This is a genomic window from Pseudoalteromonas sp. Z9A4 (assembly GCF_011378845.1).
In the GTDB taxonomy this organism is placed as follows: Bacteria; Pseudomonadota; Gammaproteobacteria; order Enterobacterales; family Alteromonadaceae; genus Pseudoalteromonas; species Pseudoalteromonas arctica.
This window is the reverse complement of the sequence record NZ_WTLA01000035.1, coordinates 16,396-34,345: the sequence shown is the minus strand read 5'-3', so window position 1 is coordinate 34,345 and position 17,950 is coordinate 16,396. Positions and strand designations below refer to the sequence as shown.

The window sequence follows — 17,950 nt, the reverse complement described above, 5'->3', positions numbered from 1 at the left end:
TGTAAGCGGCAACGCATTGAAAAAAATGATATTTGCCGTTTTAAGATAGGAAGTCACACGGTCTGTGTTCCTTAAGAACTAAGCTATGAAGTTAGACTAAAGTCTATAGGTTAGTTTTATTCACTTATTAGGTTTGTTTTAATCGTTTGTCGGTTTGGTGTTAATTCTCTAAAGTTCAGTTGTCGGCAACAAGCACGGCTTAACTAATCAGGAATATGACCATGAAACTTACACTTATCAAAACTATCGCTCTTAGCTCACTATTAACATGTTCAGCTGCTGCAATGGCTGATCAAAGTGACTACAAATTAATGGTTATTGAAACTGCAACAGCGCCACAGCCACTTGAGCAATCATTTAATAGCTGTGCACTGAATGTTAAGTCAAAAAATTACGCACAAGCTGAAGCAATTTGTACACAAGCAATCGCACTTTTAAAAGATGCAGACGGCCCTAAATTTAAAGTACGCCAACTTACGTCATTCGCATTAAGCAACCGTGGTGTTGCACGTTTAAAAGCGCATAACGACACTGCTGCACTTGCTGATTTATACGAGGCATCAAAATTGTCTAACAGCACAATGGTATCGCACAACTTAACTCGCGCTAAAGAAGAATTATCTCTATAAGGTCTTTTTATAAAGTGCTTGCTAAAGCATGATATAAAATAGCGAGAGTAAAAAAGCCGATGTTGGATTAAATCCCAACATCGGCTTTTTTGTGTTTATTAACTTTGTATTGTGTTATACCAATCCGCAATAATACTTAATCATTTTGCGGGGCTAAACGTGTCGCTACCTGCGTTAAAAAACCCTCATTTAGAACAACCAAATAGCGAATTTTTTGCCTAGCTATCAACACGTTTTTCCATCCTCAAAATAGATCACTTAATTAAGCGAATTGGTATTATTAAAAATAATAAAAATGTATTTTGCTATTTATTGTTTAGTGATTTTCATGTTTTTTAACTAATTGTAATTAATAAATATTTTTACAGGTGTTAGACTAAAGTCTATAGGTTAGATTTATTCACTTATTAGGTTTGTTTTTATCGTTTGTGGTAATCGAGCTAACACTCTAAAGTTCAGTTGTCGGCAACAAGTACGACTTACTTAATAGGAATATAATCATGAAATTTACACTTTTAAAAACCATCGCTCTTGGCTCATTATTAACTTGCTCAGCTGCTGCAATGGCTAAACAAGGTGACTATAAATTAATGGTTATTGAAGACTCAGTAACAGCAGCACCCGCATTTGAAAAATCATTTAATAGCTGTGCTTTAAATGTTGAAGCAAGAAACTACGAAGAAGCAGAAGCTATTTGTACTCAAGCAATTGCTTTACTTAAGCAAAGCCATGGTCCTCGTTTAAAAGTACGTGAACTTACATCGTTTGCATTAAGTAACCGTGGTGTGGCTCGTATAAAATCACAAAAAGACACTGCTGGTATTTCTGATTTATATGAAGCGGTTCAAATTTCTAAAAACTCACTTGTAACGCATAACTTAACGCGTGCTAAAGAAGAATTATCTCTTTAATATTAAATTTATAGCTTGAATTAGCTGTAAAATTCGCGAGTATCAAAACCCCACGTTAGGTAAAGCTTAACGTGGGGTTTTTGTATTTGTATTAAAACACATTTGTTTACAAAAAAACTCTACCACTCAACCCCTTTAAACTCGGCATGCATAGCTTATATTAGTGAGGAAAAGTAAATAAAAGCGAATGATATCTTTATTTAATTAACAAATGTAATAGCTAAATCTAACATTCCATGCAAGGATATAGGTACAGGGTATGTTAACTTGTTGCCATCTCCCATAAATATTCAATAAATTTCAGTTGTTTAAATTTACTTATTATTTATTAAAGTAACCAATTCAATTTATAACAATATGATTTTTAATAATTAAAGTGCAAAAAAGGAAGTCTTTGTATGTCTTTTAAAAAAAGTCAGTTAGCTATTTCATTAGCGTTTACGCTAGGCCTTGTTGGGTGTGGTGGCGGTGATAAAGCGGTAGTTGTAGAACCAATAGTAGCCAAGCCTGATCCTGTAAAAGTAGAACCCGTAGAAGTAACAACTATCTCTCTTACTGGTAAGGTTATTGATGGCTATGTATCTGGTGCAATAGTATGGCTAGATATTGATGGTGATGGTACTTTTGATGAGCAAACAGAACCTTCTGTAGTCTCTGAAGAATCGGGTAATTATAGTTTTAACTTTACAGAAGAGCAGGCGCTGTGTGTGCCGTATTCAACTATGTATGTAGATGTACCCGTTGGCGCAATTGACGAGGATTTAGGGGAGGTAACACAAGCGTATCAAATGTCATTTCCGCCCTCAATTGAAGCGTTGACTGATGAAGACATTCGAAATATATCACCTTTAACAACCGTTATCTGGGAGCAGTTGAGTCTTCAATTACAAAAAACTGGTAGCAATAATTTAAGTTGTGATGCACTTAAAGAAAATACTGAGTTGCTTGCAAATGTTCAAAGCGAAATAACGAATGTTATGCAAAATTTGGTTGCTCATTATAATTTGACGACAGAGCAAATTTACTCAGATTTTATTGCCAATAATGACAGTGATGCGTACGACAGAGCACAAGCGATTGTTAAGGGATTAAAAGCTGCCTATAAATATAAGCAAGAACTAGATGCTCAGTTTCCTGACGCAGAAGAAGTAAGAGCAGTGATTTATCAAGACACAGCGAAAGATGATGAGTATGAGTTTGAAAATGCATGGTACAGAGACAAAGTTATTTTTGCAGGCGCTGAGCTTATTTATGAGCAAGTAAAGCTTCAAAATACAGACGAACTCGACAAAATTGACGTTATTCTGAGTCGACTGAATTCAGCAGATACGCCTTGGGGCGAAGAGTCGTTAAATGGAAAATTAAGAGTTAGAGACGATGTATACATTAATGCCGATCGTACTTATCGGTGCTCTAGCATTGAGAACGTTAGCTTTGAGAAAAGTAATGTGCTTTATAGCGTTGATAATACAAGCCCATCGGTTAACTTTCCAACAGCTGATGAATGTGTTAGTGATAATTTAGATACACCGTTCGAGCGAGGTTTTAGCATTAGCTATACTGAGTCGGGATCGTATTACCAAACTGACTTTGCCTTTAGAGAGGAAAATGCCGACTTTCAAACATTATCTGATTGGGTAAATGTTAAAGACAAAGCTGCTGATCTAGAAACTCAAGATTTAGTTACTGTACTCGCTGCTATGCCTTATAAGTTTGATGACGAAACATCTATTGATGCTAGCTTTTGGCGTAAATACAAAACCACAGACAACGTACGTATTACAAAGACAATTGAAGGACAATGGTTTAGAGATACCCGCCGAGAAGATGGAACAATGCTGCATGAGTGCGGTGAAAATGGTGTTGATTGGGCTCCATGCGAATAATGTAAAAAGCACTTTAATAAATATTTAGCTTAGTGCCAGTCAGTTAATAACTGACTGGCATTTTTTTGTTTAAAAAAGCTTACTTTTACGTACGGTTATAACTATATACTTGATGAACTCTATTTTTAATCTGTTTTTTACTAAGGTTTGCTGTAAAATCACCCGCTTAACATTTGTGTAGCAATATTTACAACTGTTATTGCTCGTTAAATATTCAAACCAATTTAAGTAGAGCTTATGATTTTTTATATTAGTGGATTAAGTTTACTGGTTATTATTTTATGCGTATCGCTTTACGTAATTTACAGCAATGTGCATAAAAGTCGGGTAAGAAAATCCAAAGAATACAACGTATTGTTTGATAAAGACACGATAGTGGATGATTTAATCACTCAACTAACAGAAAAAAATCAAACACAAGAAAACCAAGATAAAACAGCTAAAGGTAAAGAAGAAATCCTTGCAATATTTGTTGAGTTACATCGTTCTGGTAGCTTTTGCGCACATTTGAGTGAACAGGAAATTATTTACTTTGTTAAAAAGAAATTAAACATGGAGAGTAGTAAAAATGGATAGCGAAAAAGCAGTCCCAGCAGTAAAAAGTGACTCATTTATGAGTCGGTTTGGTCGTCGTAATGTAATTATTGTGTCATCAATTGTTGTTGTATTAGCCGTAATTGCAACGCTTACATCGCAAGTTGTTTCGTGGAATGAAGCAGATGAGCGTTTAGTACATCAATCTGCTTTTACAGGTAACTTAACCGTAATAAATCAAGCCGGCCCTTATTTAAAAGCATTTGGTACTACATCAGCATATAAAAAAGTAATTTCGATTAACTTTACGGGCGATGCCGGTGCAACAGCAAGCGCAATTGTACCGCTAATACCAATTCGATTTTTAGATACGACAACAGGTGGCGCACGAGGTGTCTCTCGTTTTAGATTGCCAGGCAATGTACCAGCAGCAGAGTCGGGTGCTTTACGTGGTTTACTTAAAATACACGAAGAGTTTGGTTCACAAGAAACATTAATATCTAATTTATTAATGCGTGCAACCACTGAAAATGTAAAAGCGTCGGCGCGTATGATGTCGGTAGAGCAACATTACTCTGGTGGTAATGGTCAATTAAGCCAAGATTTTGCTGATCAATTAACCAACGGTATTTTTGTTACTGAACAAATTATTAGTACGGGTGAGCGCGATAAATCTGACGATTTAGGTAATTTAAGTAAACAGCAGCGTGTCACTATTAATATTAAGATGGACGATGAAGGTAATACACTGCGTAATGCACCAATTTTAGGCGCTTACGGTATTACAGTAGTTGATGCCAGCATTATTGATATTGACTACGAAAGCAAAGTAAATGCTCGTCTTGAAGCCCAAAAGCAAGCTGCTGCTGACGAAGCGCTAGCGCGTCAAAACCTTAAAAAAGCTGAGCAACAAGCACGTACTGAAGTGGCTTTAGGTGAACAAGCAATTGCTAAGCAACGTGCTGAATCTGAAAAGCTAAAAATTAAAGAGCAAATTGATGCTGAACGAATTAAGGCAAATGCCATTATTTCTGCGCAGCAACGAGTGGCTGTAAAAGCGGAGCTTGCAAAAGAACAAGAAGAGATTTTAAAGCAACAACGCTTAGAAGCATTAGGTATGGACGTTTTAGCTGAGGCTCGTTTAAGAGCTAAGTCTGCTGCACTTGATCCAAAGTATGTATTTGATGAAACGCTAAAAGCAGAAGTGAAAATTCAAACTGCTTTATTTACAAGCTTAGGTAATAGCCGTTTAGTGCCTGAAATTGTAATAGGCGCAGGCCAAGGCGAGCAAAGCAATGGCTCTGAATTTATGCGCTTATTAGCCGCTGACGCTGCATTAAGCCTTAAGAAACGTTTAGAAAAAGATAAAAAATAAATAATTACTAAATATATAAACAATATTGAGGCTTAGCCTTTAAATATTATATAAACAATAAAAACGTTGACCAATAAGCATTGGTCAGCGTTTTTTATTGTGCGTATTTTGCTATTGTACTGTTTAGGTAAGCTTTGTGGCTTATTAAACATGTATTTAGGTAATAAAAGGTAAATAGTGAGCAGTTATGGATTCGAACAGTAATCAGTTTATTTTAGATTTAGGGCAAGAGCATATTACCATTCAGCGACGATATGAAGCGCTGGGAGCGTTTAACGATTTTTTGATTGCTGTGTGGTTTTTAATTGGCAGTTTTTTCTTTTTAAATGACTCACTAATAGAAAGTGGCACATGGTTGTTTATAGCGGGCAGTGCTCAATTACTTATAAAACCTGTTTTGAAGTTGATCAGCTTAGTACATGTTAGTCGGGTATTTCATTCAAATAAAACTCCATAAATAAAACCATAAATACGACTCATGATGAGTTCAGTTATTATGGCTAATAATTTACCTGTATACGTAAATTATTGGTTATTTAAATATCAAGGATAGAGCAGTGAAAGTACTTAAGTGGATTGCAATTGGAATAGCTACTGTATTGATTATAGGCTTACTAATTCCCGAAAAAATAATGATCCCGGTACAAGGTGCCACAAGTAAAGATTGGAACCATAATACGTTTTGGTACGAGCCTTGGGGTAGGTCGGGTGTACACAAAGGAATTGATATTTTTGGCATAAAGAACACTCCTGTAGTTGCCTCAACAAACGGGATTGTTATATTTGCAGGTGAGTTAACTCGTGGTGGTAAGGTGGTTGCGGTGCTTGGGCCTAAATGGCGCGTGCATTATTTTGCACATTTAAATGACTACTCAGTAAGTGCAGGTGATGTAGTAAGCATAAACAGTCAAATTGGCTTACTAGGGGACACCGGAAATGCGGCGGGAAAACAGCCTCATGTACATTATTCTATTTTATCGTTAGTGCCCGTGCCATGGCTTTATACAACGCAAAGCCAAGGCTGGAAAAAGATGTTTTTTTTGAGCCCACATAAAAAACTCACTGCTAAGTAAACTCATTGCTAAGTAATAGTTTTAGCTGTTAAAGCAGGGTGTTTAACAGCTAAAATCTGTTAATAAATAAGAGTGTATTTAAGCTAAAAATTAACCTGCAACAGGCGTTTTACCTGCGCGAATATTTTTAATGCTTTTAATAAACATATAAATACAGGTAGTGATTAAACAGCCTGCTAAATAAAACACAATACCGTTGGGTGCATCAGATAAATTTGCAGCAAGCATAGGGCCAAATACCGAACCAATACTGTAACTTAAAAGCATTACCTCAGTTGCCGAGACTATTTTTGCCATTGGCAATGAGTCGCACGCAAGTGTTATAGCAATCGGGTAAAGTGCAAAGCTACACGCGCCTAGTATTAAGTAGCTCACTATTAATCCTGCTAAAGTGTTTGCTTGTAATATACCCACAGCACCGGCTGCGCCTACTAAACAAAACATCCCCATTAGTAAGCTTTTTTCAAGCCGAGTAGATAAGTAACTCACAAGCGGCTGCACGACCATGCCGCCTAAAATAATAACCGCCATAAGTGTCCCTGTGTACTGAGCTTGATCAGCTTTTGCTGCAATATAAACTGGCATTAAACCGTAAATAGGGCCCAGTAATAAGCCCGATGCTAAGCATCCAAGCATAGCTGGGTGGCTGAGTGTTTTTATTTCCTTTAATGGCAGTTTTTCAAGATGCTGTTTTTCGGGCTGACCTTTAGTTATTAATAAAGGCGCTAAAATAGCTAAAAACAATAGCGAGGCTACAAATAAATAAGGCGTTGAACCTTCGGTGCCAAGCGGCCCTATAGCAAGTTGACCAACCGCGCTGCCGCCATAAAGTGAGGTCATGTATAAGCCCAAGCGTTTAGCACGCGACTTTGCTGTGTTGGTCATTAATAACCAAGACTCAACAACGACAAACACACCGGCAACAGCAACACCTGCTACAAATCGTGCAATTAACCAATTAACGGTATTTGGTAGTGCAAGTTGTGCCAGTACGCTTACAATTAATAAGCTTAAAAATAATATAAAAGCGAATCGATGACCTATTTTTACCACCACACGTTCAATGGTTGTAGCGCCAACAAGTAAGCCAAAGTAAAAAATGCTCGCAAGCCATGGTGCTAGGTTTTCATCAAGCTTAAATGCGGGTAACGACAGCGGAATAAGGCTCATTAAAAAGCCGGATGCGATAGCAAAAAATGACAGCCCGATAACGGGTGCTAAAGGGTTATTAGAGGTGCTTGTGGCGGCTGATTCGGCCATTTGTGTTTATCGACTCTTGAAGGTAAATAACCACTGTTTTAAAGTTTGAGAGGTTACTTTAATAATAAAATTTGCGCGAATTTAGAGCCAAATTAAAAATAAGTAAAGTGATATTTTATTAAACAATATAAATAAACTTTAAAACGATCGTTTTGGTAAATTATCGGATCTATTATGCTTTTTATTGTAGTGTTTTTATGTAGATATTGTTTTATATTTGTGAGCATTTATGTCTGAATAGAGTTTTTTGTAATGCGAACAGACTGGCACATATCGCATGCTGCACGTAACTTTTTAAAGTTTGCGCAGCAGCACGTAGAGCAATATTTAGATATGCAGTGGGTGCGTAACGAGTTACATAACTTAGATTTAAACTAGATTTAAATTAGGTATAAAGTTAATTAATGTCGGGTGTTGAGTCTCTTAAAATAAGCTTTGGCTGAAACACGTGCTTTACTGTTATGCCGCTTTTTTTATAAATGTCTTTAAGTACTAAGTTAGCCGCAGCTCTGCCCATTTCGGGAACTGGGTTATCTATTGTAGTCAGTGTTGGGTAGAGGTAATTGGTAAAAATTACGTTATCGAACCCAATAATGGCTAAATCTTTTGGTAAGTTAAAACCGTGTTCGCGGGCGTATTTCATAGCACCCGATGCCATTTCGTCATTGGCACATACTAGGGCGGTTATTTGCGCTTTATTTTGAATAAAATGCCTTAAGCCGTCGCTTCCGCCGGTTTCTTTAAAGTCGCCTATGTAAAATAGGTTTTCGTCAAAGGTTAGGTTGTACTCTGCTAGGGCTTGTTTGTGACCTTTTAAACGATTTGATGCATCTTCTTTAAACTGCGGGCCTGCTATGTACGCAATGTTTTTATGACCTTTGTTGATCATGGCTTTAGTGGCTAAGTAGCCGCCCATTACGTTGTCGAGGCTAATGCAGTTTTCTTCAATTTCTTTAACGTAGCGGCTCATTAAGTAAATAGGGGTTTTGCCTTTACTTAACTCAATTAGATACTCGTTTGATACTGCTTCTACGTGGGCAATAATAGCGTCGCAATTACGGCCTATTAAAAATTCAAAGCCGCTTTTTTCTTTTTTCTCGTCGCTGTGCCCAGGGGTAATAATAACGTGTTTACCTGCAATACGAAGATGCTCTTCAATGGCTGACATCATTTGACCAAAAAACGGACCATCCAACTCAGAAACTAAAATACCGACGCTGTTTGTAGTGCTAGACGCCAAAGAGCGAGCAATAGAACTTGGCTGATAGCCTAGCTCTTTCATTGCTTCTAATACCTTTTTTTTAGTTTTTTTACTTACGTAGTCGTTGTCGTTAAGCACCCTTGAAACAGTTGATAAAGACACACCTGCCATTTCAGATACTTGATAAATTGTCGCCATTGATGTCCTAGCTTATATGCGTTTTTACTCGCGCTTTATAAAAATATAAAGCGCGAAGAATCATTAAAAGTTAATTTACACATTACTGCGTCTAATTGCTAAGTCTTCTGTTATTTTTTGCGTCATCGCTGGAGTAAGCGGATAAATAAGCATCAATGCGGCGCCTAAAAAAGCAAATGCGGCAGGTATCCAGCTCATAAGTAACTGCATGCCAGGTAGGGCTTGCGTGATTGTTAGCTCATCCATACCGTTATAGCCGTAGCCTGCAAGTACCACTAATACTAATGCACCTGCAAAACCACCTCCGGTTTTTTGCACAAATGTACCCGCAGAATAAATAAGGCCTGTAGCGCGGCGTTTGTTTTTCCACTCTGAATAATCGGCTGAATCACCAAGCATACTAAAAAATAATGTTGGCATCATCGCGGCAAAAAATTCAGCGGCGCAACCAAAGGTAAATACAGCAACCAGATTATCGCTAGGCACCCAGTAAAATGCAGTAGTGAGTATGCCGCTTAGCATTAATGATGCAATAAATAGGTTTCGTTTACCCATAATTTCGGCCAGTTTACCTGTGGCAAGTGCGCCTAATATAGATACAACCAACAAGGCGATAAAGTATTGCCCAGCCATGAGTTCATTGGCTACGTGGTACTTAAAGTAGTACGCAATTACACCGTATTTTATGCCATTAAACATCATGGTTAAAAAACCAATGCCGAGTAACACCAACCAAGGCTTGTTGGTCAGAAGATCAACCATGTCGCGCTGTGATCCCGTTAAGCTTTGCTTATCTTTATTGAGTAATTTTTTAATAACGAATGTCATTGCGGCCATAACAAGGGCAAAAAATACGCCGCTGTATAAATCGCGGTAATAAAAAAACAAGGTAGTAGCAAGCAAAGGTAGGATTATAAATGGCAGGCTTTTGGTTAAATCAAATAACTCTGATTTTAAATTGCCTTCATTTGAGGCATGCGGTGTTACACGCTCTTTAGTGGTCGCAAACGTTATAATCATTAAAATAATAAGTAAGCTGGCAAATAAGTACATAGTAAGCTGATAGCCTTTGGCATCGTCGCCGCCACCAAAAAAAGCCACTAGCTCAGGTAAAAAGCCCATAACCAGTAAGCCACCAGTAAACGCACCTGCAAACCTAAAACCAGAGAGCTTTGTGCGCTCTGTATCGTCTGGTGTCATTACGCCCATAAGTGCCGAGTAGGGCACGTTACTTACGGTGTAAGCAAGCGTTAAACCAATGTAGGTTACGTAGGCATAAATAAGTTTGTTGGTGGTGCTAAAGTCGGGGGTAGTAAAACACAACACCATAAACAAGCCCAAAAACGGTGCCGAGTAGAGTATCCATGGGCGAAATTTACCAAAGCGCGACTGCGTTCTGTCGGCAATCATACCCATAATAATATCGGTTACGCCATCAGATAGCCTTACCACCAAAAATAACATGGCAGCGGCTGCAGCCGATATGCCAAATGTATCGGTGTAAAACACCGCTAAATAAGCAAGCGCACCGCGCCATACTAAGTTAGCGCCGGCATCGCCCATGGCGTAACCGACTTTTTCGTATAAAGGGAGTTTGTTCACAGTGTGTGTTCTTATTGTTATAAGCCGATAAATTATCGGCTTGTTATTAGTTTACTGTACGCTTTACCGCTGGCTTTAACAGTTCGTTTTTGTGTGTTGTAGTCTACGTGTACTATGCCAAAACGCTTTAAATATCCTTCAGCCCATTCAAAGTTATCCATTAGGCTCCACGCAAAGTAACCATCTACTTTAACGCCTTGCTCTGCTGCGTTATGTAGAGCATTTAAATGTTCGTGGTAATATTCAATACGGTCGATATCTTTTACTTCACCGTCTTTAAATTCGTCAGCCATGGCTGCACCGTTTTCGGTAATATAAATAGGTGGTAGGGTGTATTTTTCGTTTAACGATACAAGTAATTCTGTAAGCGCTTTAGGGTAAATTTCCCAGCCAATATCGGTCATTGGTGCTTTATGTGGCAGCTCATGGTAAAAGTCGGTTTCGCTTGCTTGATAATGCATGCGGGTATAAAAGTTAACCCCTAAATAATCCAGCGGTTGAGCAATTATTTCCATATCGCCATCTAAAATATCAGGGCGGTGGGCTTTAGGTAATTGCTTAATAATATCAGGGTATTTACCTTGCATTACAGGCTGCATGTACCATTGGTTTATATAGTCATCAGCAAATGCAGTGGCTTTTAAATCTTCTTCACTTTGGGTAACGGAGTAACAAGGCGTAAAGTTAAGTACAATACCGTTTAGCGTATTTGGGCTGTTTTTAGCAAGTACTTGCATAGCTAAACCGTGACCTAGTAATAAGTGGTGCGCGGCTTTACGACCAAATTCGCGGCCTACTATGCCAGGCGCATGTACGCCAATTTCGTAACCTAAGTAAGAGCTACAAAACGGTTCGTTTAAGGTGGCGTAAGAGTGCACACGTTCCCCAAATGCTTTGGTAATTAAATCTGCGTAATGGGCAAATTCGTAAGCGGTGTTACGGTTTAGCCAGCCACCTTCGTCTTCAATATGTTGTGGTAAATCCCAGTGGTATAGCGTTACAAAAGCTTTAATGTTACGGCGTTTTAATTCATCTAAAATGTCGGTATAAAACTTAACGCCTGTCGGGTTTAAGTGACCGCTTTTAGTCATTACGCGCGGCCACGAAATTGAGAGTCTGTAAGCGTCTACACCTAATGACTCAATTAGGTTTATATCGTCTTTCCAGCGAGTGTAGTGCTCGCAGGCTACGTCGCCATTTGAATTATCGACTATTTTGCCTTCTTTACTGCAAAAGGTATCCCAAATACATGGCAAGCGATCAGCTGCGCCGCCTTCAATTTGAAATGAGGCCGTAGCTACACCATAAGTAAATTTTTTGGCTAAAAGTGGTGAGCCACTAGGTAAAGATAATTGTTTCATTAAGAGAAAACCTCTGCTTCTTTGTAGTAAATTTTGCTTTTATTTATAGTTTATAAATTGCATTGATGGAAGCGCTTCCATATTTAATTTGATTAATCACTAAGGATGGTATTTAATAACTTTAAGGAAGCGCTTCCATATTTAGGTTAGTGGCTATTGTTAAGCAGGTCAATAGTTAAATTTAAATAACAAATAGGCGTTTCACAAAAACACACTGACACAACACAGGGCTATAAAAATGAAAAAAAGCTTAAACACTAACAGGTTACGCATGCTCCCTATTTTAATAGGAGGGTTATGCGTTTTAAGTGCGTGTAATAAACAAGAGGTTAACGCTAATAATAGCCAAAGCACCGTAGCCAAAAAGGCTGAGCATGAGCAAGGTGATTTATCACTTTGGCCAACGCTTAAAAGTAAGGTAGTGAAAACGCCTGAAATTGAAAATACGATTGCACAGTATTTAAAAACAATGACGCTTGAGCAAAAAGTAGCGCAGATGATCCAACCTGAAATTCGCGATATAACTGCTGCAGACATGCGCAAATATGGTTTTGGTTCGTATTTAAATGGCGGTGGCTCGTTCCCGAATGCTAATAAGCATGCAACGCCTGCAGATTGGATAACGCTTGCTGAAAGCATGTATCAGGCATCAGTTGATGACTCAATTGATGGCAGTAAAATTCCGACCATGTGGGGCACCGATGCCGTACATGGCCATAATAATGTGATTGGGGCGACGTTATTCCCGCACAATATAGGTTTAGGTGCTGCTAATAACCCCGCATTAATTGAGCGAATTGCAGCAGCTACTGCAATAGAGGTAATGGCAACAGGCATAGATTGGGTGTTTGCACCGACTGTTGCGGTTGTGCGCGATGACCGATGGGGCCGAACGTACGAAGGCTACTCAGAAGACCCTTCAATTGTACGTGAGTATTCAGCCGCAATTGTAAATGGGTTGCAAGGCAGAGCCGATGAGGACTTTTTAAGTGATAAACGCGTAATTAGTACCGTTAAGCACTTTTTAGGCGATGGCGGCACGGTAGATGGCGACGATCAAGGGGACAACATTGATAGCGAAGAGACGTTATATAACATTCATGCACAAGGTTATATAGGAGGCTTAACCGCAGGTAGTCAGTCGGTTATGGCATCGTTTAATAGCTGGAATGGTAAAAAAAATCACGGCAATAAATACTTACTTACCGATGTACTAAAAACAAAAATGGGTTTTGATGGCTTTGTTGTAGGCGATTGGAACGGACACGGACAAGTTGCAGGCTGTACAAATGAAAGTTGCCCGCAGGCTGTTAATGCGGGGCTTGATATTTTTATGGTGCCAACGGGTGCATGGAAACCACTTTATGAAAATACAATTAAACAAGTAAAAGCGGGCACAATAACAATGGCGCGAATAGATGACGCCGTAGCACGTATTTTACGCGTTAAATTACGTGCGGGTTTATTTGATAAGCCTAGCCCCGCAAATCGAAAATATTCAGGTAAGTTAGAGCTAATAGGTGCACCTGCACATCGCGATATTGCACGCCAAGCCGTACAAGAGTCGTTAGTACTGCTTAAAAACAACAACCATTTATTACCGCTTAACCCATCAAGCAACATACTTATAGCAGGCGATGCTGCCGATAACATAGGCAAGCAATCGGGCGGTTGGAGTATTACGTGGCAGGGAACTAATAATCAAAATGCAGATTTCCCTGGGGCAACGTCTATTTATGCGGGGCTAAAAACGCAAATAGAGGCTGCTGGCGGTAACGCTATTTTAAGCCCAACGGGTGAATTTAATACCAAACCCGATGTAGCCATTGTTGTATTTGGTGAAGAACCATACGCAGAGGGGCATGGCGATAAAGACAACCTTGAGTTTGAACGTAACAATAAACGCTCTCTTAAAATATTAAAAACATTAAAGCAGCAAGGTATTGCGGTGGTATCGGTGTTTATATCGGGCAGACCAATGTGGGTTAACAGCGAGCTAAACGCGTCAGATGCATTTGTAGCAGCATGGCTTCCTGGCACTGAAGGACAAGGCATTGCAGATGTTTTACTAGCGGATGCAAGTGGGCAGGTACAATACGACTTTAAAGGTAAATTGTCTTTCTCGTGGCCTAAATCACCACTTCAAACCGCAGTAAATAAGGGCGATGCTGATTACTCACCATTATTACCCTATGGCTTTGGCTTAACGTATAAAGATGAAAGTACGCTTGGCAATAATCTAAATGAAGACTCAGGTGTTGATATTAGTAACCTTGCGCCGCTATCTATATTTAATGGTAGCTTTAAAACACCGTGGCGTTTGTTTTTAAATTCAAACAGCGAGCAGCACCAAGTAGCAAGTAACAGTGTAAAGCTTGGCGGCATTACTTATCGCACTGAAGACAAAGCGATTCAAGAAGATGCGATGCAATTTAATTTTGATGGTACTGCAGCCAGCTACATCGAAATTAATAGTAACTTTACCGAAGACAAAGTGGCCTACATTGAAGCAAATTCGGCCCTTAGCTTTAGCTATAAAGTAAACCAAATCCCTAGCTCACAGACATACCTTGCAATGAAATGCGAACAAGGTTGTGGTGGCGAGCTTGATATTACCAATGAGCTTAAAAATGCTGATTTAAATACATGGCAAACCATGAGTATAGATTTAACGTGTTTTGCTAAAAAGGGCGTTGATTTTGCCAGAGTAACCAGCCCTTTTATTATTAAAACGGCAGGAGAGATTAGCGTTTCAGTTGCAGATATTAGCTTTGAACCACAAAGCGCTAAAAGCGCCGTGGTTAAGTGTGAATAATAAAACGTAAAAGTTGTTGTGTGTACCCAAAGCCCTATTAAGGGCTTTTTTTATAAAAAATATTTATGCTGGGCAATACTGCTTTAAAAACTCATGATGAGGTGGTAATTGGCTTACGCGTTGTTCTATTTGTTGCTTAATACCGTGTAAAAAACGGGTGAGTTCTTCATCGCTCATCATGCTGGCTATTAAGTGATGTTGATTAGGCTCAATACCTTGACCAAGCATAACTTGAACCCACGAATCGACTCTAAAAATATCGCCATCGTCTAAAAATACACGGCCAGTTTGCTTAAACAAATCAATTTTGTGCTGAAGTGTTTTTGGCACTTCCATGGCACTACAATGCTGCCAAAACTCACTGTCATCGCGATTAGTTACTTTGTAGTGCAGCACAATAAAGTCGCGAATATTTTCAATTTCGCTTTTAAGCTGTTTGTTGTATTCGTCAATGGCGTGATTGGTAATGCCATTAAACGGAAATAAACGCATAAAGCGAATAATACCCGACATAATTAAGTGAATGCTGGTGGACTCAAGTGGCTCTACAAAACCGCTGGCAAGGCCAAGCGCTAGGCAGTTTTTGTTCCAGCCTTTTAAGCGCCGCCCTGTTTTAAATTTAATAACACGGGGCTCTGTAAGCGGCTCACCTTCAATGTTATTTAATAATAGCGCTTTGGCTTGCTCGTCATCCATATATTGGCTGCAATAAACCAATCCGTTGCCGACACGGTTTTGTAGCGGTATACGCCATTGCCAGCCGCTTTTATGGGCAATAGAGCGGGTAAGTGGCAATACGGTCTCGCTGGTTGATTTTGTTTGTACCGCAATGGCGCTGTTACACGGTAGTAAATGCGACCAGTCTTCGTAGCCCGTATGTAATGCTTGCTCTATTAATAAGCCTCTAAAGCCGGTGCAATCAATAAAAAAGTCGCCGTTAATGTGCTCGCCATTGTTTAAAATCAATGATTCTATATGGCCTGTTTTGGTATTTTTTACTACTTTTTGTATTTTACCCTCAATGCGTTTTACACCTAATGGCTCTGAAAATTCACGTAAAAACTGCGCGTAACGTGTGGCGTCCATATGGTAAGCATAGTTAATGGGGTTTTGCTGATTAAACGCAAATTTACCCGCTTTGGCGGCTTGTAGTTCGTAACAGTAATCGCCAAATGGGTTGTTTATTCCAAGTGCTTTACCTTGCAGCCAAAAGTGATGAAATTCACCCGCCCAGCATTCTTTACCGGTAGCGCCAAACGAGTGAATATAATGGGTGTTTTCATCGCCCCAGTTTTCAAAGCTAATACCTAATTTAAAACTGGCTTGGGTCGCTTTCATAAATGCTTGCTCGTTTATACCTAGCAATTTATGAAATGTACGAATTGGCGGAATTGTTGCCTCGCCAACGCCCACTGTGCCAATATCGTCAGATTCAACAAGGGTTATGTTTATATTGTTGCCAACTAGTTTAGCAAGTGCCGCTGCGGCCATCCAACCTGCAGTGCCGCCTCCAGCAATTACTACGTTTTTAACAGCGTTTGTTTTAGTCATTATGTGGCAGCCCATTATTTGATAAAAGGTGATTTAAAAGCGCGCGATTACTTGGCAGTCCATTTAAACACTGCGCTATTTTTTCGCGATTTTGCTGATAATAGTAATCCCCAGCACGTGGGTCGTTAAATGTACTTTGTGCAGGTACTGTTTGTGTATTAAAGCCCATGCCATATAAAACGTATTGGTAACTGCTTGATGAAAAAACTTCTTCGTTTTCAATAAAATCAAAGCGGTTAGGGGGCTGAAATTGCCAAAGCTTAAGTAAGTTTTGCAGGCGCTCGGGTGCGGTATTTAAATTACGAATATCTTGCCAATAAGGAGTGTCGTTGCGCTCGCTTAATACATAATGAAGCTTTAAAAATTCAATAACGCGCTGCCAACGAGTGCTAAAACGCTCATTAAAACGCGTTTTAAGCTGGCTCATGTGGGGGCGGTTTTGCGGTAGTTGCTCGCTTATCATGCTAATTGAAAGCTCAACCATGGCAAGAGCTGACGCTTCAAGTGGCTCTAAAAAGCCAGCAGACATACCCACGGCAACACAGTTTTTAATCCAAAATTTTTGCCTGTAACCAGGATTGAATTTTAATACGCGGTAGATAAGCTGCTCAGCTTGTTGCTCACTGGTGCTTTTGGCTATATAGCTTTTTAGTGTATTTGTTGCGCTTTCATCACTTTGATATTTACTACTAAATACATAACCTGTACCACGGCGCGTTGGCAGGGCTATATCCCAAATCCAGCCGTTACTTTGCGCTGTAGATAGCGTAGCAGAGGCAATTGGTTGATCTGAGTGTGAGTTAGGTATTTGCGCCGCAACAGCGCTGTTATTAAATAAAATATGATCTTGCGCTATAAACTCACTATTAAAATGCTCCCCAATTAAACGAGCGCAAGAGCCTGAGCAATCTATAAATAAATCACCCGTTATATCGCCATTATTATTTGTTTTTAATGAGGCAATATAGCAATGCTTGTCGTTAATAACCTCGGTTACATCGTCAGTAATATGCGTAACGCTTAGGTTTTTAACGCAGTGATTTTTTAAAAACTCAGCAAATTTACCCGCATCTAAATGATAGCCATAGTTGGTGACCGCTGCATATTCGGGAGTTTGTAATTGTTTTGGTGCAAGTGCGGCTTGGCATACAAAGCTTTGCATATTAACCACGTCGGCAAATTTTTGATCAGGTGCAATACGTTGCCAGCTGGCGTGTAAATTGGTGTGCTCGTAGCCTTGTGGATTCATAAAAGGGTGGTAGTAGTTTTCTCCCTCGCTGAGGTTACGCCAATTTATAAATTTAGAACCTTGCTTAAATGACGCGTCGCACTGGGTTATAAAATCAATTTCTTTAATGCCAATACGTTGTAGGGTGTTGCGCATTGACGGCCACGTGCCTTCGCCCACGCCTAGTATAGGCACATTTGCCGACTCGATTAATGTGATACTAAGGTGCGGGTGTTCAGCAGCTAATAAGCCTGCGCTTAGCCAACCGGCAGTGCCACCACCTAAAACGACTATTTTTGTTATTGATTTGGTCATGACTTAACACC

Annotated in this window: 14 protein-coding genes and 1 pseudogene; 9 read left to right on the top strand and 6 right to left on the bottom strand. The window is 39.4% G+C overall.

What is annotated here, in order from left to right:
• The first annotated feature begins 221 nt into the window (after window positions 1-221).
• The 7 genes from GQR54_RS17875 (at window position 222) to GQR54_RS17845 (ending at window position 6,408) form a co-directional block, all read left to right on the top strand.
• Complete coding sequence (locus tag GQR54_RS17875; RefSeq protein WP_166379393.1) at window positions 222-629, top strand: hypothetical protein; 408 nt, start codon at window positions 222-224, stop codon at window positions 627-629.
• A gap of 500 nt (window positions 630-1,129) precedes the next feature.
• Entirely contained in the window at window positions 1,130-1,540 is a 411-nt protein-coding gene (locus GQR54_RS17870) for a hypothetical protein (protein WP_166379391.1), read from the top strand.
• A gap of 398 nt (window positions 1,541-1,938) precedes the next feature.
• A complete protein-coding gene (locus GQR54_RS17865) occupies window positions 1,939-3,426 on the top strand; it encodes a hypothetical protein (protein ID WP_166379389.1) in 1,488 nt (495 codons plus the stop codon).
• A 237-nt stretch (window positions 3,427-3,663) separates the two neighbouring features.
• Window positions 3,664-4,002, top strand: coding sequence for a methanolan biosynthesis protein EpsI (locus GQR54_RS17860; RefSeq protein WP_166379388.1), 339 nt, complete (start codon window positions 3,664-3,666; stop codon window positions 4,000-4,002).
• On the top strand, window positions 3,995-5,335 hold the full coding sequence (locus GQR54_RS17855; RefSeq protein WP_166379386.1) for an SPFH domain-containing protein: 1,341 nt from the start codon (window positions 3,995-3,997) through the stop codon (window positions 5,333-5,335). The genes GQR54_RS17860 and GQR54_RS17855 overlap by 8 nt, the downstream gene beginning before the upstream one ends.
• A 187-nt stretch (window positions 5,336-5,522) precedes the next feature.
• Window positions 5,523-5,792, top strand: a complete 270-nt coding sequence (locus tag GQR54_RS17850; protein WP_101163013.1) for a YrhK family protein — start codon at window positions 5,523-5,525, stop codon at window positions 5,790-5,792.
• Between the two features lie 100 nt (window positions 5,793-5,892).
• Entirely contained in the window at window positions 5,893-6,408 is a 516-nt protein-coding gene (locus GQR54_RS17845; RefSeq protein ID WP_166379384.1) for a M23 family metallopeptidase, read from the top strand.
• Window positions 6,409-6,498: 90 nt separating this feature from the next.
• Here the strand turns inward: GQR54_RS17845 and GQR54_RS17840 are convergent, their stop codons facing one another.
• Window positions 6,499-7,668, bottom strand: coding sequence for an MFS transporter (locus GQR54_RS17840; RefSeq protein WP_166379382.1), 1,170 nt, complete (start codon window positions 7,666-7,668; stop codon window positions 6,499-6,501).
• A gap of 243 nt (window positions 7,669-7,911) precedes the next feature.
• On the opposite strand from GQR54_RS17840, the pseudogene GQR54_RS17835 reads away from it, so the two are divergent.
• Window positions 7,912-8,046 (top strand): annotated as a pseudogene (locus tag GQR54_RS17835) (LysR family transcriptional regulator); the annotation flags it as partial.
• Between the two features lie 19 nt (window positions 8,047-8,065).
• On the opposite strand, the gene GQR54_RS17830 reads toward GQR54_RS17835, so the two are convergent.
• From GQR54_RS17830 to GQR54_RS17820, 3 genes are all read right to left on the bottom strand, one after another.
• Entirely contained in the window at window positions 8,066-9,067 is a 1,002-nt protein-coding gene (locus GQR54_RS17830; protein WP_007583313.1) for a LacI family DNA-binding transcriptional regulator, read from the bottom strand.
• Window positions 9,068-9,142: 75 nt separating this feature from the next.
• On the bottom strand, window positions 9,143-10,669 hold the full coding sequence (locus GQR54_RS17825; protein WP_166379380.1) for an MFS transporter: 1,527 nt from the start codon (window positions 10,667-10,669) through the stop codon (window positions 9,143-9,145).
• A 32-nt stretch (window positions 10,670-10,701) separates the two neighbouring features.
• Window positions 10,702-12,030: a GH1 family beta-glucosidase gene (locus GQR54_RS17820; RefSeq protein WP_166379378.1), complete on the bottom strand. Its 1,329-nt coding sequence runs from the start codon at window positions 12,028-12,030 to the stop codon at window positions 10,702-10,704.
• Window positions 12,031-12,268: 238 nt separating this feature from the next.
• On the opposite strand from GQR54_RS17820, the gene GQR54_RS17815 reads away from it, so the two are divergent.
• Window positions 12,269-14,845: an exo 1,3/1,4-beta-D-glucan glucohydrolase gene (locus tag GQR54_RS17815; RefSeq protein ID WP_166379376.1), complete on the top strand. Its 2,577-nt coding sequence runs from the start codon at window positions 12,269-12,271 to the stop codon at window positions 14,843-14,845.
• Between the two features lie 63 nt (window positions 14,846-14,908).
• Here GQR54_RS17815 and GQR54_RS17810 read toward each other — a convergent pair whose 3' ends face one another.
• A complete protein-coding gene (locus GQR54_RS17810; protein ID WP_166379374.1) occupies window positions 14,909-16,396 on the bottom strand; it encodes a tryptophan halogenase family protein in 1,488 nt (495 codons plus the stop codon).
• Window positions 16,389-17,939 carry a tryptophan halogenase family protein gene (locus tag GQR54_RS17805; protein WP_166379372.1) on the bottom strand — a complete coding sequence of 517 codons (1,551 nt, stop codon included), beginning with the start codon at window positions 17,937-17,939 and terminating at the stop codon, window positions 16,389-16,391. Before GQR54_RS17805 ends, GQR54_RS17810 begins: the two co-directional genes overlap by 8 nt.
• Window positions 17,940-17,950: the final 11 nt, after the last annotated feature.